The 22,189-nt window shown below is 63.8% G+C and carries 17 protein-coding genes and 5 tRNA genes; 6 read left to right on the forward strand and 16 right to left on the reverse strand.

The features are described from left to right. Positions 1-141: 141 nt before the first annotated feature. The 5 genes from asd to leuC all read right to left on the reverse strand — a co-directional run bounded on the left by asd (position 142) and on the right by leuC (position 5,343). A complete protein-coding gene (gene asd, locus KH389_RS19140) occupies positions 142-1,254 on the reverse strand; it encodes an aspartate-semialdehyde dehydrogenase (protein WP_043862850.1) in 1,113 nt (370 codons plus the stop codon). Positions 1,255-1,318: 64 nt separating this feature from the next. Then, positions 1,319-2,401, reverse strand: a complete 1,083-nt coding sequence (leuB, locus tag KH389_RS19145; protein ID WP_043862851.1) for a 3-isopropylmalate dehydrogenase — start codon at positions 2,399-2,401, stop codon at positions 1,319-1,321. Positions 2,402-2,456: 55 nt separating this feature from the next. Continuing rightward, positions 2,457-3,224 carry a class I SAM-dependent methyltransferase gene (locus KH389_RS19150; protein ID WP_213606047.1) on the reverse strand — a complete coding sequence of 256 codons (768 nt, stop codon included), beginning with the start codon at positions 3,222-3,224 and terminating at the stop codon, positions 2,457-2,459. Between the two features lie 44 nt (positions 3,225-3,268). After that, a complete protein-coding gene (gene leuD / locus KH389_RS19155; protein WP_043862853.1) occupies positions 3,269-3,913 on the reverse strand; it encodes a 3-isopropylmalate dehydratase small subunit in 645 nt (214 codons plus the stop codon). Further along, complete coding sequence (leuC, locus tag KH389_RS19160) at positions 3,910-5,343, reverse strand: 3-isopropylmalate dehydratase large subunit (RefSeq protein ID WP_043862854.1); 1,434 nt, start codon at positions 5,341-5,343, stop codon at positions 3,910-3,912. Before leuC ends, leuD begins: the two co-directional genes overlap by 4 nt. A gap of 142 nt (positions 5,344-5,485) precedes the next feature. Here leuC and KH389_RS19165 point away from each other — a divergent pair, with 142 nt between their 5' ends. Both KH389_RS19165 and KH389_RS19170 read left to right on the forward strand, forming a co-directional pair. Beyond that, complete coding sequence (locus tag KH389_RS19165) at positions 5,486-6,364, forward strand: LysR family transcriptional regulator (protein ID WP_043862855.1); 879 nt, start codon at positions 5,486-5,488, stop codon at positions 6,362-6,364. 62 nt (positions 6,365-6,426) lie between these two features. After that, positions 6,427-9,723 carry a PAS domain S-box protein gene (locus tag KH389_RS19170; protein WP_043862856.1) on the forward strand — a complete coding sequence of 1,099 codons (3,297 nt, stop codon included), beginning with the start codon at positions 6,427-6,429 and terminating at the stop codon, positions 9,721-9,723. A 110-nt stretch (positions 9,724-9,833) separates the two neighbouring features. On the opposite strand, the gene KH389_RS19175 is transcribed toward KH389_RS19170, so the two are convergent. The 10 genes from KH389_RS19175 to gltX all read right to left on the reverse strand — a co-directional run bounded on the left by KH389_RS19175 (position 9,834) and on the right by gltX (position 15,690). Beyond that, positions 9,834-10,277, reverse strand: a complete 444-nt coding sequence (locus tag KH389_RS19175) for an Hsp20 family protein (RefSeq protein WP_043862857.1) — start codon at positions 10,275-10,277, stop codon at positions 9,834-9,836. Between the two features lie 115 nt (positions 10,278-10,392). Then, the gene (locus KH389_RS19180) at positions 10,393-11,352 is read right to left on the reverse strand and encodes a tRNA dihydrouridine synthase (RefSeq protein ID WP_213606049.1); all 960 of its coding nucleotides are present in this window, start codon (positions 11,350-11,352) and stop codon (positions 10,393-10,395) included. 49 nt (positions 11,353-11,401) lie between these two features. Beyond that, complete coding sequence (locus KH389_RS19185) at positions 11,402-11,839, reverse strand: acyl-CoA thioesterase (RefSeq protein ID WP_043862859.1); 438 nt, start codon at positions 11,837-11,839, stop codon at positions 11,402-11,404. Positions 11,840-11,883: 44 nt separating this feature from the next. Next, entirely contained in the window at positions 11,884-12,717 is an 834-nt protein-coding gene (locus KH389_RS19190; protein ID WP_043862860.1) for an alpha/beta fold hydrolase, read from the reverse strand. Between the two features lie 14 nt (positions 12,718-12,731). Further along, positions 12,732-13,271 carry a TetR/AcrR family transcriptional regulator gene (locus tag KH389_RS19195; RefSeq protein WP_078479730.1) on the reverse strand — a complete coding sequence of 180 codons (540 nt, stop codon included), beginning with the start codon at positions 13,269-13,271 and terminating at the stop codon, positions 12,732-12,734. 161 nt (positions 13,272-13,432) lie between these two features. Further along, positions 13,433-13,508 (reverse strand) — tRNA-Glu (locus KH389_RS19200). A 44-nt stretch (positions 13,509-13,552) separates the two neighbouring features. After that, positions 13,553-13,628: transfer RNA gene (locus tag KH389_RS19205), tRNA-Ala, on the reverse strand. Between the two features lie 53 nt (positions 13,629-13,681). Further along, a tRNA-Glu gene (locus tag KH389_RS19210) sits at positions 13,682-13,757 on the reverse strand. Between the two features lie 78 nt (positions 13,758-13,835). Continuing rightward, positions 13,836-13,911 (reverse strand) — tRNA-Ala (locus KH389_RS19215). Between the two features lie 297 nt (positions 13,912-14,208). Further along, on the reverse strand, positions 14,209-15,690 hold the full coding sequence (gene gltX / locus KH389_RS19220; RefSeq protein ID WP_043862862.1) for a glutamate--tRNA ligase: 1,482 nt from the start codon (positions 15,688-15,690) through the stop codon (positions 14,209-14,211). A 143-nt stretch (positions 15,691-15,833) separates the two neighbouring features. Between gltX and KH389_RS19225 the strand changes: the two genes are divergently transcribed. Further along, positions 15,834-16,874: an HlyD family secretion protein gene (locus KH389_RS19225; RefSeq protein WP_043862863.1), complete on the forward strand. Its 1,041-nt coding sequence runs from the start codon at positions 15,834-15,836 to the stop codon at positions 16,872-16,874. Next, a complete protein-coding gene (locus KH389_RS19230) occupies positions 16,864-18,414 on the forward strand; it encodes an MDR family MFS transporter (RefSeq protein ID WP_054915803.1) in 1,551 nt (516 codons plus the stop codon). The genes KH389_RS19225 and KH389_RS19230 overlap by 11 nt, the downstream gene beginning before the upstream one ends. A 103-nt stretch (positions 18,415-18,517) precedes the next feature. Here KH389_RS19230 and uvrB read toward each other — a convergent pair whose 3' ends face one another. Beyond that, positions 18,518-20,533: an excinuclease ABC subunit UvrB gene (uvrB, locus tag KH389_RS19235; RefSeq protein ID WP_043862865.1), complete on the reverse strand. Its 2,016-nt coding sequence runs from the start codon at positions 20,531-20,533 to the stop codon at positions 18,518-18,520. Between the two features lie 294 nt (positions 20,534-20,827). Between uvrB and KH389_RS19240 the strand changes: the two genes are divergently transcribed. Together KH389_RS19240 and KH389_RS19245 are read left to right on the forward strand one after the other, a co-directional pair. Further along, positions 20,828-22,024, forward strand: a complete 1,197-nt coding sequence (locus KH389_RS19240; RefSeq protein WP_078479732.1) for an amino acid aminotransferase — start codon at positions 20,828-20,830, stop codon at positions 22,022-22,024. Positions 22,025-22,085: 61 nt separating this feature from the next. Continuing rightward, positions 22,086-22,161: transfer RNA gene (locus KH389_RS19245), tRNA-Asn, on the forward strand. The last annotated feature ends 28 nt before the right edge of the window (positions 22,162-22,189 follow it).

Genomic DNA, 22,189 nt, shown 5'->3' on the forward strand with positions numbered 1-22,189 from the left:
GCCTCTGGCAGAACGGGGGGAGCGGCACTTTACTCGGATTGCCGCAGCGAGACCACCCGGTGCCGGCAAAGGCATCAGGCCACCACAAAAAAGCCCCCTGCGTCGCAAGACGAGGGGGCCTGTTCTACCGCGCAGCAGCGATCAACGCTCCAGCAGGATCCGCAGCATGCGACGCAGCGGCTCGGCCGCGCCCCACAGCAGTTGGTCGCCCACGGTGAAGGCGCCCAGGTACTGCGACCCCATGTTCAGCTTGCGCAGACGCCCTACCGGGATGTTCAGCGTGCCGGTGACGTTGGTCGGGCTCAGCTCCTGCATGCTGATCTCGCGCTGGTTCGGCACCAGCTTCACCCAGGGGTTGTGCTGGCTGATCATGCCTTCGATGTCGGCGATCGGCACGTCCTTGTTCAGCTTGATGGTCAGCGCCTGGCTGTGGCAACGCATGGCGCCGATGCGCACGCAGATGCCGTCGACCGGGATCGGGTTCTTGAAACGACCCAGGATCTTGTTGGTCTCGGCCTGGGCCTTCCACTCTTCACGGCTCTGTCCGTTGGGCAGTTCCTTGTCGATCCACGGGATCAGGCTGCCGGCCAGCGGCACGCCGAAGTTCTCGGTCGGGTAGGCGTCGCTGCGCATGGCCTCGGCAACCTTGCGGTCGATGTCGAGGATGGCCGCCGCCGGGTTGGCCAGGTCATCGGCAACCGCCGCATGGGTAGCGCCCATCTGCTTGATCAGCTCGCGCATGTTCTGCGCGCCAGCGCCGGAGGCCGCCTGGTAGGTCATGGCGCTCATCCATTCGACCAGACCGGCTTCGAACAGGCCGCCCAGGCCCATCAGCATCAGGCTGACGGTGCAGTTGCCACCGATGTAGTTCTTGGTGCCGGCGTCCAGCTGCTGGTCGATGACCTTGCGGTTGACCGGGTCCAGCACGATGACCGCGTCATCCTGCATGCGCAGGCTGGAAGCGGCATCGATCCAGTAACCCTGCCAGCCGGCTTCGCGCAGCTTGGGGAACACCTCGTTGGTGTAGTCGCCACCCTGGCAGGTCAGGATCACATCGAGGGTCTTGAGCTCTTCAATGCTGTACGCATCCTTGAGCGGAGCAATGTCCTTGCCCACGGATGGCCCCTGGCCCCCGACATTGGAGGTAGTGAAGAACACCGGCTCGATCAGATCGAAATCCTGCTCTTCGAGCATCCGCTGCATGAGCACGGAACCGACCATACCGCGCCAACCGATCAGACCTACACGTTTCATCGCAACTACACCTTCGCTAAAAGTGGGCCGCCGCCTGGAAGAAACCAGCGGCGGGCCCGAGAGATTACAGATTCCGCAGCGCTGCGACTACTGCGTCGCCCATTTCCTGCGTACCTACCTTGCTGCAGCCCGCCGACCAGATGTCGCCGGTGCGCAGGCCCTGATCCAGCACCAGGCTCACGGCCTGTTCGATGGCCTCGGCCGCCGCCTGCTGGTTGAAGCTGTAACGCAGCATCATCGATACCGACAGGATGGTCGCCAGCGGGTTGGCGATGCCTTGCCCGGCGATGTCCGGGGCCGAACCGTGGCACGGCTCGTACATGCCCTTGTTGTTGGCATCCAGTGACGCCGACGGCAGCATGCCGATGGAACCGGTGAGCATGGAAGCCTCATCCGACAGGATGTCGCCGAACATGTTGTCGGTGACCATCACGTCGAACTGCTTGGGCGCGCGCACCAGTTGCATGGCGGCGTTGTCGACGTACATGTGGCTGAGCTCGACATCCGCGTAGTCCTTGGCCACGTCCTCGACGATTTCACGCCACAGCTGGCTGGAGGCGAGCACGTTGGCCTTGTCCACCGAGCACAGCTTCTTGCCGCGCACGCGGGCCATGTCGAAACCGACACGGGCGATGCGGCGGATTTCGCTCTCGCTGTACGGCAGGGTGTCGTAGGCCTGGCGCTCGCCGCCTTCCAGTTCGCGGGTGCCGCGCGGCGCGCCGAAGTAGATGCCGCCGGTCAGCTCGCGCACGATCAGGATATCCAGGCCGGCGACGATTTCTGGCTTGAGCGAGGACGCATCGGCCAGCTGCGGGTAGAGAATGGCCGGACGCAGGTTGGCGAACAGGCCCAGTTGCGAACGGATTTTCAGCAGGCCGCGCTCAGGGCGGATATCACGCTCGATCTTGTCCCACTTCGGCCCGCCCACCGCGCCCAGCAGCACGGCGTCGGCCTGGCGCGCACGTTCCAGGGTCTCGTCGGCCAGCGGCACGCCGTGCTTGTCGATGGCCGCGCCACCGATCACATCGTGCGCCAGGCTGAAGCCGAGCTGGAACTTGTCGTTGGCCAGTTCCAGCACCTTGACCGCCTCGGCCATGATTTCCGGGCCGATGCCATCACCTGGGAGAATCAGAATCTGCTTGCTCATGGGTTCCTCATCATTCAATTCAAGCGGTGCGCCGCACTGGCGTACCGGGGAAAACTCAGCGTTGGGCCCAGAGCACGATCACGTCGGTGCTGAAGGAGCCATCGGCTTCTATCTGGTAATGCTGGCGAACTTCGTCGCCCATCGCCTGCTGCAACTGGCGAATCGCCGCACTCATCGGCTCGGGGGTGCGCATGCGCTCCACCCACGAGGTGTATTCCAGGCGCAGGCGCTGGCGCGTGTGGCTGCGGGTGCACAGGCCGGCTTCGCTGACCTGTTGCAGCCACTCGCCGGCAGAATAATCGCGCACGTGGCTGGTGTCGCGCAGTACTTCGACGCTTTGCAGGTAGGTGTCGAGCAGCGGGCTGCCCGGCGACATGACGTCGACGAACGCGGCCACGCCGCCGGGCTTGAGCACCCGGCGCACCTCGCGCAGGGCCAGGCCCAGGTCGCTCCAGTGGTGCGCCGAGTAGCGGCTGAAGACGAAATCGAACGAGGCGTCGGCGAACGGCAGGCGCTCGGCGGCGCCACGCTCGGTGACGATGTTGTTCAAGCCGCGCTCGATGGCGGCGGCGCCGACCACGTCGAGCATCTGCTGCGACAGGTCATAGGCGACCACCTCGGCCACCAGCGGGGCGACATGGAAGCTCACGTGACCGGCACCGCAGCCCAGGTCCAGCAGGCGGGCGTCGGCGTGCCCGGCAAGCTCGGCCTGCAGCAGGGCGAATTCGCTACCCTGGGCATGCACGGCGCTGCTCAGGTAGGCAGAGGCTTGTTCGCCGAACTGGCGCTGGACGACTTCGGTGTGGGCGGTGCTGCGGGTCATCATGGATCTCCTGGGGCGGCTTGGCCGGCACATCACTGCATCATTCAGGCGTCACGAAACAACCAGGGCTGGCTAGCACGGTGCCTGGCTTCAAACGCTGCAATCGCATCGCCATCCTGCAAGGTCAGGCCGATGTCATCCAGGCCGTTGAGCAGGCAATGCTTGCGGAACGCGTCGATCTCGAAGTGAAGCACCTTGCCGTCCGGCCGCGTCACGGTCTGCGCCTGCAGGTCGATGGTCAGCTGGTAGCCCGGGTCCGCCTCAACCTGCTTGAACAGCTCGTCGACTTCCTCGTCGCCGAGGATGATCGGCAGCAAGCCGTTCTTGAAGCTGTTGTTGAAGAAGATGTCGGCGTAGCTGGGCGCAATGATGCTGCGAAAGCCGTACTCTTCCAGCGCCCAAGGCGCATGCTCGCGGCTCGAACCGCAACCGAAGTTCTCCCGCGCCAGCAACACGCTGGCCCCCTGATAACGCGCATGGTTGAGCACGAAATCCTGGTTCAGCGGGCGCTTGCTGTTGTCCTGGTAGGGCTGACCCACGTCCAGGTAACGCCATTCATCGAACAGGTTCGGGCCGAACCCGGTGCGCTTGATCGACTTCAAGAACTGCTTGGGGATGATCTGGTCGGTGTCGACGTTGGCACGGTCCAACGGGGCGACCAGGCCGGTGTGCTGGGTAAAGGCTTTCATGCTGCGCTCCCTTGGATCAACTCGCGTACATCGACAAAACGACCGGTTACTGCGGCAGCCGCCGCCATTGCCGGGCTCACCAGATGGGTACGCCCACCGGCGCCCTGGCGCCCCTCGAAGTTGCGGTTGGAGGTGGAGGCGCAATGCTCGCCACTTTCGAGGCGGTCCGGGTTCATCGCCAGGCACATCGAGCAGCCCGGCTCACGCCATTCGAAACCGGCCTCGAGGAAGATCTTGTCCAGGCCTTCCTGCTCGGCCTGCGCCTTGACCAGGCCCGAGCCCGGCACCACGATGGCCTGCTTGATGGTCGAGGCCACCTTGCGGCCCTTGGCGATCACGGCCGCGGCGCGCAGGTCTTCAATGCGCGAGTTGGTGCACGAACCGATGAACACGCGGTCGAGCTGAATGTCGGTGATCGCCTGGTTGGCGTTCAGGCCCATGTACTTGAGGGCGCGTTCGATGGAACCGCGCTTGACCAGGTCGGCCTCGGCCGCCGGGTCCGGCACGCGCTGGTCGACCGCCAGCACCATCTCGGGCGAGGTGCCCCAGCTGACCTGCGGTTTGATCTGCGCCGCGTCCAGCTCGACCACGGTGTCGAACACCGCGTCGCTGTCGGACACCAGGTCTTTCCAGGCTTCGACGGCCAGGTCCCACTGCTCGCCCTTGGGCGCATACGGACGACCCTTGACGTAGGCAACGGTCTTCTCGTCGGTGGCCACCAGGCCCACCCGCGCACCGGCCTCGATGGACATGTTGCAGATGGTCATGCGGCCTTCGACCGACAACTCGCGAATGGCGCTGCCGGCAAACTCGATGGCATGCCCGTTGCCGCCGGCGGTCCCGATCTTGCCGATCACGGCCAGCACGATGTCCTTGGCAGTGACGCCGAACGGCAATTGCCCTTCGACGCGCACCAGCATGTTCTTCATCTTCTTGGCCACCAGGCACTGGGTAGCGAGCACGTGCTCGACCTCGGAGGTGCCGATGCCGTGGGCCAGGGCGCCGAACGCGCCGTGGGTGGAGGTGTGCGAGTCGCCGCAGACCACGGTCATGCCGGGCAAGGTGGCACCCTGCTCCGGGCCGATGACGTGGACGATGCCCTGGCGCACATCGTTCATCTTGAATTCGGTGATGCCGTATTCGTCACAGTTTTCGTCGAGGGTCTGCACCTGCAGGCGCGACACCTGGTCGGCGATGGCCTCGATGCCGCCCTTGCGCTCTGGCGTGGTGGGCACGTTGTGGTCGGGGGTGGCGATGTTGGCATCGATGCGCCAGGGTTTGCGGTTGGCCAGGCGCAGCCCCTCGAAGGCCTGCGGCGACGTCACTTCATGAATGATGTGACGGTCGATATAGATCAGCGCCGAACCGTCGTCGCGCTGCTTGACCAAGTGCGAATCCCAGAGCTTGTCGTAGAGCGTTTTGCCAGCCATCAGACTTTCCTCATCAGTCTTTCTATGCCAATAACCCCTTGGCTTGTACGGACGATGCTATGGGGTTAGATTGAATAACTCAAATTCATATTTTTTATGCTTTGGATAACTTTCAGGAATTCAAACCCGAGGAACTCATTCCGTGGACCTGGCCAACCTTAGTGCTTTCATCGCCATCGCTGAAACCGGGAGCTTTTCCGGTGCCGGCGAGCGCCTGCACCTGACCCAGCCGGCCATCAGCAAGCGCATTGCCGGGCTGGAGCAGCAGCTGGATGTGCGCCTGTTCGACCGCCTTGGCCGCGAGGTGAGCCTGACCGAAGCTGGCCGTGCCCTGCTGCCACGTGCCTACCAGATTCTCAACGTGCTGGACGACACCCGGCGGGCCCTGACCAACCTCACCGGCGAGGTCAGCGGTCGACTGACCCTGGCCACCAGCCATCACATCGGTCTGCACCGCCTGCCGCCGCTGTTGCGGGCGTTTACCCGTCAGTACCCGGCTGTGGCTCTGGACATCCAGTTTCTGGACTCGGAAGTGGCCTACGAGGAAATTCTGCACGGGCGCGCCGAAATCGCCGTGATCACCCTCGCCCCCGAGCCCCACAGCCTGGTGCGCGCGGTGCCGGTATGGGACGACCCGCTGGATTTCGTGGTCGCCCCCGAGCACCCGCTGGCCTGCAAGGGCGCGGTGGGCCTGGCGGACATTGCCCACCACCCGGCCGTGTTCCCCGGCGGCAACACTTTCACACACCATATTGTGCAGCGTCTGTTCGAGGCCCAGGGCCTGGTCCCCAACATCGCCATGAGCACCAACTACCTGGAAACCATCAAGATGATGGTGTCGATCGGGCTGGCCTGGAGTGTGCTGCCGCGCACAATGCTCGATGAGCAGGTTGCATCCATCGACTTGCCGGGCATACAGCTGTCGCGCCAGCTAGGCTACATTCTGCACACGGAACGAACGTTATCGAATGCGGCCAGAGCCTTCATGGCCCTGCTCGACAGTCACGCAAGCCCGGCGTAGCCCGCCCCTGCCCCGGGCGGCCCGCCACCAAGGACGTATCACCCGCCAAAGGTCTGGTACCGATGCCCAAGTCAGCCAATCGTTTTGCGCGCCTTCCCCGTATCCACGCAGCAGACCCCCAGGAGCTGGAACAGGCCTGGGAGAGTGCGCCGCAGTTGCTCGCGGCGCTCAATGGTGCGCACCTTGGCGCCTGGGTGTGGGATGTGGGCAGCGGGCGCATCAACTGGTCACGAGGCACCCAGGCACTGTTTGGCTTCGATCCGCATCAACCGCTGACCCACGACATCGACTACCTCGACCTGCTGCCGGAAGAGGACCGCGCGCGCATGCGCCAGGCCTTTCATGCAGTGCTCAACGGCGAGCCGGTGGACCAGGCCCTGCGCCATCGCATCCGCTGGCCGGACGGCAGCCTGCACTGGCTGGAAGTGAACGGCAGCCTGGCCACCAACCGCGACGGGCGCCTGCAGATGATCGGGGTGGTGCGCGAGATCACCCGCCAGCGCGAACGCGAAACCGCACTGATCAACTCCGAAAAGCGCTTTGCCACGCTTTTTCACCTGAGCCCGAACGTGGTGCTGCTGACCCGGCGCGCCGACGGGCTGATCCATGAGGTCAACCAGCACTTCGAGAACATTCTTGGCTGGCCCGGCGCCCAGGTGATCGGGCGTACCACGCTGGAACTGGGCCTGTGGGCCAACCCCAGGCAGCGTGACCAGGTGCTGGAGGCCACCAGCGGCAACAACGGCCCGGTGACCCTGGAAGTGCAGTTTCGCGCCAGCAGCGGGCAGGTCCACGATGGCATCCTCAGCACCCAGGCCATCGAACTCGAAGGTGTCACCTACCTGCTCAGTACCTTCGTCGACACCAGCGAGCGCAAGCGTGCCGAACAAGCCCTCAAGGACAGCCAGGAGCGCCTGGATCTGGCACTGGACTCTGCCCAGCTGGGTACCTGGGACTGGCACATCCCCAGCGGCATGCTGTACGGCTCGGCCCGCGCGGCACAACTGCACGGCCTGGCGCCGGTGCCGTTCCACGAGTCGTTCGAGGCGTTTTTCGAAGGCGTGCCCGAGCTTGAGCGCAGCGGCATGCGCCAGGCCTATCGCAGCCTGCGCGAAGGCCCGGCGGGCAACTACCAGATCACCTACCGCATCCAGCTGGAAAACGGCGCCTCACGCTACCTGGAGAGCCGCGCACGGCTGTACCGTGACGACCAGGGCAACCCGCTGCGCATGGCCGGCACCCTGCTGGACATCACCGAACAGGTTGAACGCGAACAGCGCCTGACCAGCTCGGAGGAAAAGTTCGCCAGCCTGTTCCAGGTCAGCCCCGACCCCATCTGCGTCACCCGCCAGGACACCGGCCAGTTCATCGAGATCAACCAGGCGTTCACCCAGACCTTCGGCTGGTGCGCCGACCAGGTACTGGGTCGTACCGCCGAACAACTGGGGCTGTGGGCCGAATCGGCCGCCCGCGCACGACGTATCGAGCAGGTGATTCGCGACCAGGCGTTGAACAATGTCGCGGTGGTGGTCAATCACAAGGATGGCCAGCCCCTGACCTGTGTGATTTCCAGCCGCCTGATCAAGGTCGACAACCAGCCCTGCAGCGTCACCACCCTGCGCGACATCACCCAGCAGCAACGCGGCGAAGCCGCACTCAAGGCCAGTGAGGAGAAGTTCGCCAAGGCCTTCCACTCCAGCCCCGACGCCATCACCATCACCGAGCGCGACAGTGGCTGCTACCTGGAGGTGAACGACGGCTTCTGCCGGCTCACCGGCTACAGCGCCGACGAGGTGATCGGCCAGAGCATGGCTCAGATCGGGTTGTGGGCCGACGACAAGCAGCAGACCCTGCTGTTCGGTGAAATGCGTGAGCGCGGGCGGGTGCACCACCGCGAAATGCTGGGGCGCAACAAACGCGGCGAAATCCTCACCGTGGAGGTGTCGATGGAGCCGATCACCCTCAACGAGACAGACTGCCTGCTACTGACTGCCCGCGACGTCAGCCAGCTCAAGAATGCCCAGGCGCAGATCCGTCACCTGGCCTACCACGACCCGCTGACCAACCTGCCCAACCGCGCCCTGCTGATGGATCGCCTGAGCCAGCAGATCGCCCTGCTCAAACGCCAGAACCTGCGCGGCGCCCTGCTGTTCCTCGACCTCGACCACTTCAAGCACATCAACGACTCGCTGGGCCACCCGGTGGGCGATACGGTGCTCAAGATCATCACAGCCCGGCTTGAAGCCAGCGTCCGCCTGGAGGACACCGTGGCGCGCCTGGGGGGTGACGAGTTCGTGGTGCTGCTGAGCGGCCTGGAAGGCAGCCGCGAAGAGGTCACCGACAAGGTTCGCCAACTGGCCGACACCTTGCGCGAGCTGCTGGCCGAGCCGATGTCGCTGGACGGCCAGCGCCTGCAGGTAACCCCCAGCATCGGCGTGGCGCTGATCCCCGACCACGGCACCACGCCGGCCGACCTGCTCAAGCGCGCCGACATTGCGCTGTACCGCGCCAAGGATTCGGGTCGCAACACCACGCAACTGTTCCACACCACCATGCAGAAGGCCGCCAGTGAACGCCTGCGCATGGAGAGCGACCTGCGCATGGCTCTGGCCAGGGGCGAACTGGCTCTGCACTTCCAGCCCCAGGTGGATGCCCGTGACAACCGCATCGTCGGGGCCGAGGTGCTGCTGCGCTGGCACCATCCGCTGTTGGGCCAGCAGCCGCCCAGCCAGTTCATCCAGGTGCTGGAGGAAAGCGGGCTGATCCTGGAGGTGGGCAGCTGGATACTCGACGAAGCCTGCGATGCCTGCTCGCGCATGCTGCAGGACGGGCTGATCGATCCGATGGATTTCAGCCTGTGCGTGAACATCAGCCCGCGCCAGTTCCGCCAGAACGATTTCGTCGAGCGGGTGCGGCGCAGCCTGGACGACTACCGCCTGCCCTACCAGATGCTCAAGCTGGAGATCACCGAGGGCATCGTGATCCAGAACCTGGAGGACACCATCAGCAAGATGCGCGAGCTGAAGGCGTTCGGGGTGAGCTTTGCGATGGATGACTTCGGCACCGGCTACTCGTCGCTCACCTACCTCAAGCGCTTGCCGGTGGATGCGCTGAAGATCGACCAATCGTTCGTGCGCGATGCACCGCTGGACCCCAATGATGCAGAGATCGTCAAGGCCATCGTGGCCATGGCCAGAAGCCTGGACCTGGCAGTGATTGCCGAAGGGGTGGAGCTGTCGGAGCAACTGGAGTTTCTGGAGCGGCTGGGGTGCCATCTGTACCAGGGGTACCTGCACAGCCGGCCATTGCCGCTGAACGAGTTCAGGGCGATGCTGCTGCAGGCACCGGCGGACTACTGACACACCGCAGCACGGCAGTTGCCAGCAAGGCTGGCCCCTGCAGTGAAGAGCCGCGCGAACCGGGCACAAAAAAGGGCACCCGAAGGTGCCCTCTTTCACTCAGCCCACACTCAGTTCAGCGCAGGTTTCTCGCCGTTGATCGGGATGCGCTTGGCCTTGGCTTCTTCAGGCACAACACGCAGCAGATCGACACTGAGCAGACCGTTGGCCAGGCCCGCCGACTTCACTTCGATGTGGTCAGCCAGGCGGAAGGACAACTTGAAGGCCCGCTGGGCGATGCCCTGGTGCAGGTAGGTGACGCTTTCACCACTGCTGTCACGCTTGCCGCCACTGACGGTCAGAACGCCTTTTTCCACTTGCAGGTCGAGGTCCTCTTCCTGGAAGCCAGCTGCAGCAACGACGATTCGGTAGTGGTCTTCGCCATGTTTTTCAACATTGTAGGGTGGGTAGGTGCTACCCGACTCGCTACGTGCCGCGGATTCGAACAGGTCGTTGAAACGATCGAAGCCAACGGATTGACGGAACAGTGGAGCCAGAGAAAATGCGGTAGTCATGGTACATCTCCTGAAATATCAGCGAGTTGGTGATTGCGCGACCCGACTTCGGCATCGCGTACTCCCTAGATAAGGACCCGCCCTAACATTTCAAGCATCGACCACAAAAATTTTTTCAGGCCGCCTCGCTGACCGGAATACCCAGCAGCCGCGCCACGCGATCACAGTCGGTCTCGCGACGCAGTTCGGTAAACAGTGCCGTGGCTTCGGGGTAGGTACGGGTCAGCATCGCCACCCACTGCTTCAGTCGCCCCGGTGCCTGACGCTCGGTCATCTGTTCCCGGGCCTGCACCCAGAAGTCCTGCAGCAGCGGTTGCAGTGCCTGCCAGTCCAGCGGCACGAACTCGATGCCCTGGCGCTCGGCGGCAATCTGCCGGGCCAGGTCCGGGCGCGACACCAGGCCGCGACCGAGCATGATGTCCTCCACGCCGCTGACCTCGCGACAGCGGCGCCAGTCTTCCAGCGTCCACACCTCGCCGTTGGCGAACACCGGCACCCTCACCACCTCCTGCACCCGCGCCACGTACTCCCAGTGCGCCGGCGGCTTGTAGCCGTCGACCTTGGTGCGTGCGTGCACCACCAACTGGTCGGCGCCGCCTTCGGCCAGGGCGCGGGCGCAGTCCAGCGCACCGTCCGGGCTGTCGAAGCCCAGGCGCATCTTGGCGGTGACCGGGATATGCGCAGGCACCGCCCGGCGCACTTCGCGCAGGATGGCATGCAGCAGCTCGGGTTCCTTGAGCAGCACCGCGCCGCCGCGGGACTTGTTCACGGTCTTGGCCGGGCAACCGAAATTGAGGTCGATGACGGGGGCGCCCAGCTCGCAGGCCAGCACCGCGTTATCGGCCAGGCATGCCGGGTCGGAGCCCAGCAACTGCACACGCAAAGGCACGCCGGCGGCGGTTTGCGCACCGCGGCCAAGCTCCGGGGCCAGCTTCTCGTACACATGCGCCGGCAGCAACCGGTCGCACACGCGAATGAACTCGGTGACACACCAGTCGATGCCGCCCACCTGGGTCAGTACGTCGCGAAGGATGTTGTCGACCAGCCCCTCCATGGGGGCCAGGGCAATTTGCATGGCGTGGGTCTCGCGCGAAAAAGGCCGGCAGTCTAGCAAAAACCGTGGCTTATCGGGCTCCGGCCATCGCGGCGCCGTAGCCCTCGATGAATTCTGCCGGCATGCGCCTGGGCTTGCCGGTGGACAGCTCGATGCACACGAAGGTGGTCTGCGCCCGCAGCAAGGTGGTGCCATCGCTTGGTCGCACCAGCTGGAAGTGACGGGTCATCTTCAGGCGCTGGTCCCAGTCGACGATCCAGGTGGCCAACTGCAGGATGTCGTCCTCATAGGCGCTGGCCAGGTAATCGATCTCGTGACGCACCACGGCCATGGCGCGGTCCAGGCGCCGGTACTCGGCCAGGTCCAGCCCCAGGCGCTGGGAATGACGCCAGGCGCAGCGCTCGAGCCAGGTGACGTACACCGCGTTGTTGGCGTGCCCCAGGCCGTCGATATCCTCGGCACCGACCTGCAGGTCGATGGTAAATGGCGTTGCCCGATCCCAGCTCATGCCCGCTCCCGATCTGTAGTGAACGGGCAGAGTGTAACGGATGCTCAGGCCGATTGGCGCACTGGCCGGGCACTGCGTTGCAGCAGCGCAAGTACGCCGTCGACCAGTTGCGGGTCGGACAGCACACGCATATGCCCGCCCTGGGGCAACAGCAGCAGCTGGCTGTCGAACCACGCCTGATGAATCAGCCGCGCCTCGCTGACGGCGACCAGCGGGTCGTCCTCGGCATGCACGATGAAACCGGGCAGTTCCAGCTGGTAGACGGCCACGTCCAGGCGCGAGATCGGCACCCCGACCTCTCGCTCCACCTGGCGAATGAAGGCTGCCCGCGCCCGCGCCGGCAACCCCAGGTGCCGCGCCATGCCGCGCAGCACCTCGAGCAGGCGCGCCGGCGCGGCGATGCTCACCGCCACCTCGGTACGCAGCCCCCACTGCAGGGCCAGCAGCGTACTGGCACCGCCCATGGAATGGCCGATCACCCCGTGCAATGGGCCCAGCTCACCGGCCGCCTCGAGCAAGGCGTGGGCGAACGACACCACGTTGGCCTTGTTTCCACGCGAGCGGCCGTGGGCCGGCCCTTCGAGCGCCACCGCACAATAGCCGGCGGCCACCAGGGCCTCGATCAGATGGGCGAACTGGGTGGGGCGCCCCTCCCAGCCGTGCATCAGCAGCACCGTGGGGCCTTGCCCCCAGCGCAGCGCACTCAGGCCAAAGCGCAGGGTAATGCGCTCGGCACGCGCCAGCAGCGGCAGTTCCCAGTCGCGTGGCGGCAAGGTGCGCGGGCTCATGAAGGCCTGGCGCATCTGCCCGGCCACCCGATTGGGTGCCAGGCGTCCAACAGTGGCGTTGATACCACGAATCCAGCTCAGGCTGTTCATCACGTCGCTCCAGATCAGATCACCGCGGACTTGGCGGCACGCAACACACGGTCGGACAATTCGCTGGTACCCAGCGCACGCGCCAGGGCCAGGCCGCCGACCATCAGGGCCAGGTCGGCCAGCACCTTGTCGGCGTCTTCGGGGGTGTCGGCCAGGTTGGCCATCATCAACTCGATATGCTCGGTCAGCACCGCGCGAAAGGTCGCCGGCAACTGATTGATCTCGCCCAGAGAGCTGGGCAGCGGGCAGCCGCTGTCGACGGCATCGCGGTGTTTGCGCGACAGGTAGAAGGCCGCCACCAGGGCACGACGCGCCTCCCCGTCCAGCGACGCGTCGACCTGTGCCAGCAAGGCCCGGCGCTCGCCAAGCAACTGGCAAAAGGCTTCGAGCATCAGCGCATCCTTGTTCTCGAAATGCGCATAGAACCCACCCACGGTGAGCCCCGCAGCGCCCATCACCTGCTGCACACTGGGGTCGGCCGGGCCGTTAAGGATCAGCGCACTGCGCGCCGCATCCAAAATGCGCTGGCGGGTCTGGGCTTTTTTGTCGTGCATGGCAGGCCTCCAAATATTATGGAGATAATATTATGCTCATAATATTTATTGGCAAGCACTTTCTCCTGCGGCCCAAGGGCGAAAGAGATTTTTTCGAGGGAAAAAACAAAAGGCTCATTCAATAATCGAATGAGCCTTGAAATCCCGCAGAGCGGGTAAAATGGCGTCCCCTAGGGGACTCGAACCCCTGTTACCGCCGTGAAAGGGCGGTGTCCTAGGCCACTAGACGAAGGGGACTTGTAACCTTCGTGCAGGCTCGTTTTCACGAACCCTGGCAAAATTGGTGGAGCTAAGCGGGATCGAACCGCTGACCTCCTGCATGCCATGCAGGCGCTCTCCCAGCTGAGCTATAGCCCCAGATTTCTAGCCTCGCGGCCCAGCGATGTCTTGCAACATCACTTGTGTAAAACTGGCGTCCCCTAGGGGACTCGAACCCCTGTTACCGCCGTGAAAGGGCGGTGTCCTAGGCCACTAGACGAAGGGGACGAACCTTCTTACCACACAACCCGGCTGCTGGAACCCGGTTGAACCCTGAGTTGTATGACCAACTCCGGATAGGGAATTTGGTGGAGCTAAGCGGGATCGAACCGCTGACCTCCTGCATGCCATGCAGGCGCTCTCCCAGCTGAGCTATAGCCCCACAATGTCGCTCTGAACTGAATCGCTTGGCTGGGTGCTTCGCGCTTCGTTTCGTTCATCGCTGTGGACGGGGCGCATATTAAGATCGGATTGAAGACCTGTCAAATAAATTTTCAACAAAATCCAAAAGAAATTTCCGAGATAACAAACACTTACCGGCCTGGGTCAGGAGAGCCCCCGCAAACTCGGGGGTCTCGCCCTTGCAGGAGCCGGCCTTGCCGGCGAAACAGGCGCTGCGCAATACCGGGTACCGCAGCGCTTTGTTCGCCGGCAAGGCCGGCTCCTACGGGAAAAATGCTCAGGCAATGGTGCCCAACAGCTTTTCCCATTCCTTGTTTTCTTTCTTCGACACACCACCCAGCAGGTCCAGCGCCTGGCGCAGGCGGTAGCGGGTCAGATCCGGCCCGAGGATCTCCATGGCATCGAGCACCGACACCGAGCTGGCCTGGCCGGAAATCGCGGCGAACATCAGCGGCATCGCGTCACGCAGCTTGAGCTCCAGCGCCTCGACCACCGCCTGGATGCAGCCGGTGATGCGATCCTTCTCCCACTGGCGCAGCCCCTCGAGCTTCCACAGGATCAGCTGGATCACCTGGCGTACCTGGTCGGCCGACAGTTTCTTGTGCTCGAACAGCTTGGCGTCGAGCTTGAGCGCACCTTCGAAGAAGAACCCACCCAGCGGCGCAATCTGGCTGAAGGTCTCTACCCTGCCCTGTACGTGCGGCGCGATCTTCATCATGTAGTCGCTGTTGAACGCCCATTTCTGCACGCGCGCGGCAAACTCTGCGACAGGCAGCTCACGCAGCCACTGGCCGTTGAGCCACGACAGCTTCTCGATGTCGAAGATCGGGCCGCCCAGCGACACACGCGACAGGTCGAAGTGCTCGACCATTTCGGCCAGCGAGAACTTCTCGCGCTCGTCCGGCATCGACCAACCCATGCGGCCCAGGTAGTTGAGCATGGCTTCGGGCATGAAGCCCATGCGCTCGTAGAAGGTCACCGAGGTCGGGTTCTTGCGCTTGGACAGCTTGCTCTTGTCGGGGTTGCGCAGCAGCGGCATGTAGCACAGGGTTGGCTGCTCCCAACCGAAGTACTCGTACAGCTTGATCAGCTTGGGCGCCGAAGGCAGCCACTCTTCGCCACGCAATACGTGGGTGATGCCCATCAGGTGGTCATCGACCACGTTGGCCAGGAAGTAGGTCGGCAGGCCATCGGTCTTCATCAGTACCTGCATGTCCATGCGGTCCCACGGAATCTCGACGTCGCCGCGCAGCATGTCCGGTACCACGCACACGCCTTCGGTCGGCACTTTCATGCGGATCACATGGGGCTCGCCGGCGGCCAGGCGACGCTGCACTTCTTCAGGCGAGAGCAGCAAGGCGCGCCCGTCATAGCGCGGGGTTTCGCCGCGGGCCATCTGCTCGGCACGCATCTGGTCCAGTTCTTCGGCAGTGCAGAAGCACGGGAAGGCATGGCCCAGATCGACCAGTTGCTGGGCGTACTGCTTGTAGATCTCGCCACGTTCGCTCTGGCGGTACGGGCCGTGCGGGCCGCCGACATCCGGGCCTTCGCTCCATTCGATACCCAGCCAGCGCAGGGCATCGAAGATCTGCTGCTCGGACTCGCGGGTGGAGCGCAGCTGATCGGTATCTTCGATACGCAGGATGAATTCGCCACCGTGCTGCTTGGCGAAGCAGTAGTTGAACAGGGCGATGTAGGCAGTGCCGACATGGGGATCGCCAGTCGGCGAAGGCGCGATACGCGTGCGAACGGTGGTCATGAGAGTCTCGAACAAGAGGTGAAACAAAGGCTGGATGTTAACAGCACGGGGCCACCCGGCTCCAGCAATGGGCACGATCGGCGCTTGTGTTTGCCAAGGCAAACCTTGTTAAATTTGCTTACATTTTTGGAACGATCGTACCCATGCCTGCCCAACTCAAGCGTCGCCTGCTGATTTTCCTGACCCTGGTTCTGCTCATCGGCCTGGGCTTTCTGGCCCACTGGTACTTCAAGGGGCGCTTCTACGAGAGTACCGACAATGCCTATGTGCAGGGCGAGATCACCCGGGTTTCCAGCCAGTTGGGCGCGCGCATCGAGCAGGTGCTGGTCGAGGACAACCAGCATGTGGCCAAGGGCGACCTGCTGGTGCGCCTGGAAGGCAACGACTTCCAGTTTGCCGTGGAGCGCGCCCGCGCCACCCTGGCCACCCGCGAGGCCGAGCGCCTGCAAGCCGACAGCCGCCTGACGCAGCAGGCGAGCCTGATCGCCGCCGGCCAGGCACAGGTGTCGGCCAACCAGGCCACGCTTGGGCGTACCCAGCTGGACCTCAACCGCGCCCAGGCGCTGCGCAAGCCAGGCTTTGTCTCGGAAGAACGGGTGACCACCCTGTCGGCCGAAAGCAACGTGGCACGTTCCCAGGTGAGCAAGGCCCAGGCCGACCTGCAGGGTCAACGCCAGCAGGTCAACGCACTGGCTGCCGAACTCAAGCGCCTGGATGCGCAGATCGCCACCGCCCGCACCGACCTGGCCCAGGCCGAGCTGAACCTGAGCCGCAGTGAAATTCGCGCGCCGATCAGCGGCATGATCGGCCAGCGCGCGGCACGCAACGGCCAGTACGTGCAGGCCGGCGCCTACCTGCTGTCGATCGTGCCCGATCAGGACATCTGGGTGCAGGCCAACTTCAAGGAAACCCAGATCGGCAAGATGCAGCCCGGCCAGCGTGCCGAGCTGGTGTTCGACAGCTACCCCGACACGCCGATCGAAGGCCGCGTCGACAGCCTGTTCGCCGCTTCCGGCGCGCAGTTCAGCCTGCTGCCACCCGACAACGCCACCGGCAACTTCACCAAGGTCGTGCAGCGCATTCCGGTCAAGCTGACCTTTGCCGCCGACAACCCGCTGCACGGCAAGATCCGCCCGGGCATGTCGGTGACCGCCACCGTCGATATCCGTACCGATGGCCGGTGATCAACTGATCCGTCCCGCCGGCGAACCCAGCCGGCGCGACTGGATCGCGGTGATGAGCGTGATGCTCGGCGCGTTCATGGCAGTGCTCGACATCCAGATCACCAACTCGTCCCTCAAGGACATCCAGGGCGCCCTGTCGGCGACCCTGGAAGAAGGCTCGTGGATCTCCACCTCCTACCTGGTGGCCGAGATCATCATGATCCCGCTGACCGCCTGGCTGGTGCAGCTGCTGTCGGCGCGGCGCCTGGCAGTGTGGGTGTCGGCGGGTTTTCTGGTGTCGTCGCTGCTGTGCTCGATGGCCTGGAACCTGGAAAGCATGATCGTGTTCCGCGCCCTGCAGGGTTTTACCGGCGGCGCGCTGATCCCGCTGGCCTTCACCCTGACCCTGATCAAGCTGCCCGAGCATCACCGCGCCAAGGGCATGGCGATGTTCGCCATGACCGCCACCTTCGCCCCGTCCATCGGCCCTACCCTGGGCGGCTGGCTGACCGAGAACTGGGGCTGGGAATACATCTTCTACATCAATATCCCGCCCGGCCTGATCATGATCGGCGGCTTGCTGTACGGCCTGGAGAAGAAGGAAGCACACTGGGAGCTGCTCAAAAGCACCGATTACACCGGCATCCTGACGCTGGGCGTCGGGCTTGGCTGCCTGCAGGTGTTTCTTGAGGAGGGGCATCGCAAGGACTGGCTCGAGTCGGGGCTGATCGTCACCCTGGGCAGCATTGCCCTGGTCAGCCTCATTACCTTCGTGATCGTGCAGTTCTCGAAACCCAACCCGCTGATCAACCTGCGCATCCTGCAGAACCGCAATTTCGGGTTGTCGAGCATTGCCAGCCTGGGCATGGGCGTGGGGTTGTACGGTTCGATCTACCTGCTGCCGCTGTACCTGGCGCAGATCCAGAACTACAACGCCCTGCAGATCGGCGAAGTGATCATGTGGATGGGGGTGCCGCAGCTGTTCCTGATCCCGCTGGTCCCGCAACTGATGAAGGTGATTTCGCCGAAGATCCTCTGCACCATCGGCTTCGGGCTGTTCGGGCTGGCGAGTTTCAGCTCGGGGGTATTGAACCCGGACTTTGCCGGCACCCAGTTCAACCATATCCAGATCATCCGTGCGCTGGGGCAGCCGATGATCATGGTGACCATCTCGCTGATTGCCACGGCCTATATCCAGCCGCAGGACGCAGGCTCGGCGTCGAGCCTGTTCAACATCCTGCGCAACCTGGGCGGGGCCATCGGCATTGCGCTGCTGGCCACGCTGCTGGATGCGCGCACCAAGGTGTATTTCGACTACCTGCGCGAGGCGGTGGTACCGACCAACGCCGCAGTGGCCGAGCGATTGACCTTGCTGACCGAGAAGCTGGGCAGCGAAGGGGCAGCGCTGGCCAGGCTGAGCGAGATCACCCATCAGCAGGCGATGATCATGGCGTACAACGATGCCTTCCATTTTGTCGGCATCGGACTGGCAATCAGCATGGTGGCGGTGCTGTTGACGAAGAAGCTGCCGCAGGGGTTGAAGGCGGGCGAGGCGCACTAGACCGCGTTGAAGTCTTCGCTGGCAAGCCCGCTCCCGCAGGTACTCCATTGCCCTTGGCGTCAATGTGATCCTGTGGGAGCGGGCTTGACCCGCGAAAGGCCCGTCAGACCGTGAGCAGTCGCTCACGCAACTGCGCGATCTCGTCGCGCATCTGCGCTGCAGCCTCGAACTCCAGGTCCCGCGCCAGCTGGTACATCTTCTCTTCCAGCGCCTTGATACGCTTGGCGATCTCGCCAGGCGAACGCAACTCGGCCTCGTAACGCTCGCGCTCCTCGGCGGCCTTGGCCATGCCCTTGCGCTTCTTGCTGCGCGAGCCGGGCACGTTGGCGCCTTCCATGATGTCGGTGATGTCCTTGACCACGCCCTTGGGCACGATGCCGTTGGCCTCGTTGAAGGCCATCTGCTTGTCGCGGCGACGCTCGGTTTCGCCGATCGCTCGCTCCATCGAGCCAGTCATGTTGTCGGCGTACAGGATCGCGCGGCCGTTGAGGTTGCGCGCCGCGCGCCCGATGGTCTGGATCAGCGAGCGCTCCGAACGCAGGAAGCCCTCCTTGTCCGCATCCAGAATCGCCACCAGCGAGACCTCGGGCATGTCCAGGCCCTCGCGCAGCAGGTTGATACCCACCAGCACATCGAAGGTGCCCAGGCGCAGGTCGCGGATGATCTCGACTCGCTCAACGGTATCGATGTCCGAGTGCAGGTAGCGCACCCGCACATCGTGATCGGCCAGGTAATCGCTGAGGTCTTCGGCCATGCGCTTGGTCAGGGTAGTGACCAGCACCCGCTCCTCCACCGCCACACGCTTGCGAATCTCCGACAGCAGGTCATCCACCTGGGTCGTGGCCGGACGCACCTCCACCTGGGGGTCGACCAGACCGGTCGGGCGCACCACCTGCTCCACCACACGGCCGGCATGCTCGGCCTCGTAGTTGCCCGGCGTGGCCGAGACGAAGATGGTCTGCGGGCTGACCGACTCCCATTCGTCAAAGCGCATGGGCCGGTTGTCCAACGCCGAAGGCAGGCGAAAGCCGTACTCCACCAGGGTTTCCTTGCGCGAGCGGTCCCCCTTGTACATGGCCCCCACCTGCGGAACGCTGACGTGGGATTCGTCGATCACCAGCAACGCATCCGGCGGCAGGTAGTCGTACAGGGTCGGCGGCGGCGCGCCGGCCGGACGCCCGGACAGGTAGCGCGAGTAGTTTTCGATGCCGTTGCAGTAGCCCAGCTCCAGGATCATCTCCAGGTCGAACCGGGTGCGCTGCTCCAGGCGCTGGGCCTCGACCAGCTTGTTGTGCTTGTGCAGGTACTCCAGGCGTTCCTTGAGCTCCGCCTTGATCCCGTCCATGGCCTCCAGCAGGGTTTCGCGCGGGGTCACGTAGTGGCTCTTGGGGTAGAAGGTGAAGCGCGGCAGCTTGCGGATCACCTCGCCGGTCAGCGGGTCGAAGGCCGCGATGTTCTCCACCTCGTCATCGAACAGCTCGATGCGGATGGCCTCCAGGTCCGATTCGGCCGGGAAGATGTCGATCACGTCGCCGCGCACACGGAAGGTGGCGCGGGCAAAGTCCATGTCGTTGCGGGTGTACTGCAGGTCGGCCAGACGGCGCAGCAAGGCCCGCTGGTCGAGCTTGTCGCCACGGTCCACGTGCAGCACCATCTTCAGGTAGGTTTCCGGGCTGCCCAGACCATAGATGCACGACACCGTGGTGACGATAATCGCGTCACGCCGCTCCAGCAGCGCCTTGGTCGCCGACAGGCGCATCTGCTCGATATGGTCGTTGATCGAGGCGTCCTTCTCGATGAAGGTGTCGGAGGACGGCACGTAGGCTTCGGGCTGGTAGTAGTCGTAGTAGGAAACGAAATACTCCACCGCGTTGTTCGGGAAGAATGACTTGAACTCGCCATACAACTGGGCGGCCAGGGTCTTGTTCGGCGCCAGTACCAGGGTCGGGCGCTGCACCTGGGCAATCACGTTGGCGATGCTGAAGGTCTTGCCCGAACCCGTCACCCCGAGCAGGGTCTGGTGCGCCAGCCCGGCCTCGATCCCCTCGACCATCAGGCGAATGGCTTCGGGCTGATCACCCGCCGGCTGGAAACGGGTGACGAGTTGAAACTCGGACATGGTGAACCCCTGGAAATGAACGGATACAGGCAACTGTATTTATAGACAGTACTTATACCCAATTGGTGGTGCCCGGCGCCAGTTTCAAGGCAAACCACGGCCTGTTTCACAGTATTGACCGGCGCAAGCGACTGACGGTCGAAAAATATTCGCGAAAACAGCAGTAAAAGCTGCGACAGACTGTCGCCGTGACCGATGGGTATCACTATACTGACTCCCCGTTTGTGCACCGCTTCAGTGCATTCGGCTGGAGCGTGCGACCTCTATCACTCTCCATTCAGAGCCAAGGTAAAAATGAGCCTGTTTTCCGCTGTCGAGCTGGCACCCCGCGACCCTATCCTGGGCCTCAACGAAGCGTTCAATGCCGATACCCGCACCCACAAGGTGAACCTGGGCGTTGGTGTTTACTGCAACGAAGAAGGGCGTATCCCACTGCTGCGTGCAGTCATCGAAGCCGAAACCCAACGCGCCGCCCAGCACGCCTCCCGCGGCTACCTGCCGATCGACGGCATCGTGGCCTACGACCAGGCCGTGCAGAAGCTGCTGTTCGGTGCCGATTCGCCCCTGCTGGCCGCCGGCCGTGTGGTCACCACCCAGTCCGTAGGTGGTACCGGCGCCTTGAAGATCGGCGCTGACTTCCTCAAGCAGCTGTCGCCCAATGCCACTGTCGCAATCAGCGACCCGAGCTGGGAAAACCACCGCGCCCTGTTCGAAACCGCCGGTTTCCCGGTCAAGAACTACCGCTACTACGACGCCGCCACCCATGACGTCAACCGTGCCGGCATGCTCGAGGACCTCAACGCGCTGCCGGCCGGCTCGATCGTGGTACTGCACGCCTGCTGCCACAACCCGACCGGCGTCGACCTGACCCCGGCCGACTGGAACAACGTGCTCGAGGTGGTCAAGGCCAAGGGTCACATCCCGTTCCTGGACATGGCCTACCAGGGCTTTGGCCAGGGCATCGCCGAAGACGCCGCTGCCGTGCGCCTGTTCGCCGAATCGGGCCTGGACTTCTTCGTCTCCAGCTCGTTCTCCAAGTCGTTCTCGCTGTACGGCGAGCGCGTCGGCGCCCTGTCGATCGTCACCGAGTCCAAGGAAGAGGCCACTCGCGTGCTGTCGCAGGTCAAGCGCGTGATCCGCACCAACTACTCCAACCCGCCGACCCACGGCGCCACCATTGTCGCCACCGTGCTCAACAGCCCCGAGCTGCGCGCAATGTGGGAAGCGGAACTGGCCGAGATGCGCCAGCGCATCCACGGCATGCGCAAGCAGATGGTCGAGCTGCTGGCCCAGTACGGCGCACAGCAGGACTTCAGCTTCGTCGGGCGCCAGTGCGGCATGTTCTCCTACTCGGGCCTGACCGTCGAGCAGGTGGCACGCCTGAAGGACGAGCATGCGATCTATGCTCTGGATACCGGTCGTATCTGCGTCGCCTCGTTGAACCAGAACAACATTCACGTGGTGACCAAGGCGATCGTCGAGGTCCTGTAACACCTGATTGCTCAGGGGGAGCTTGACTTCCCCTTAGCAATCAGTAAGATACGCCCCAGATTCCGCGATAGCTCAGTCGGTAGAGCAAATGACTGTTAATCATTGGGTCCCAGGTTCGAGTCCTGGTCGCGGAGCCAAACATCGTTTCAGAGCGTGCTTGCACAG

This window comes from Pseudomonas qingdaonensis (genome assembly GCF_018398475.1).
GTDB classification, from domain to species: domain Bacteria; phylum Pseudomonadota; class Gammaproteobacteria; order Pseudomonadales; family Pseudomonadaceae; genus Aquipseudomonas; species Aquipseudomonas palmensis.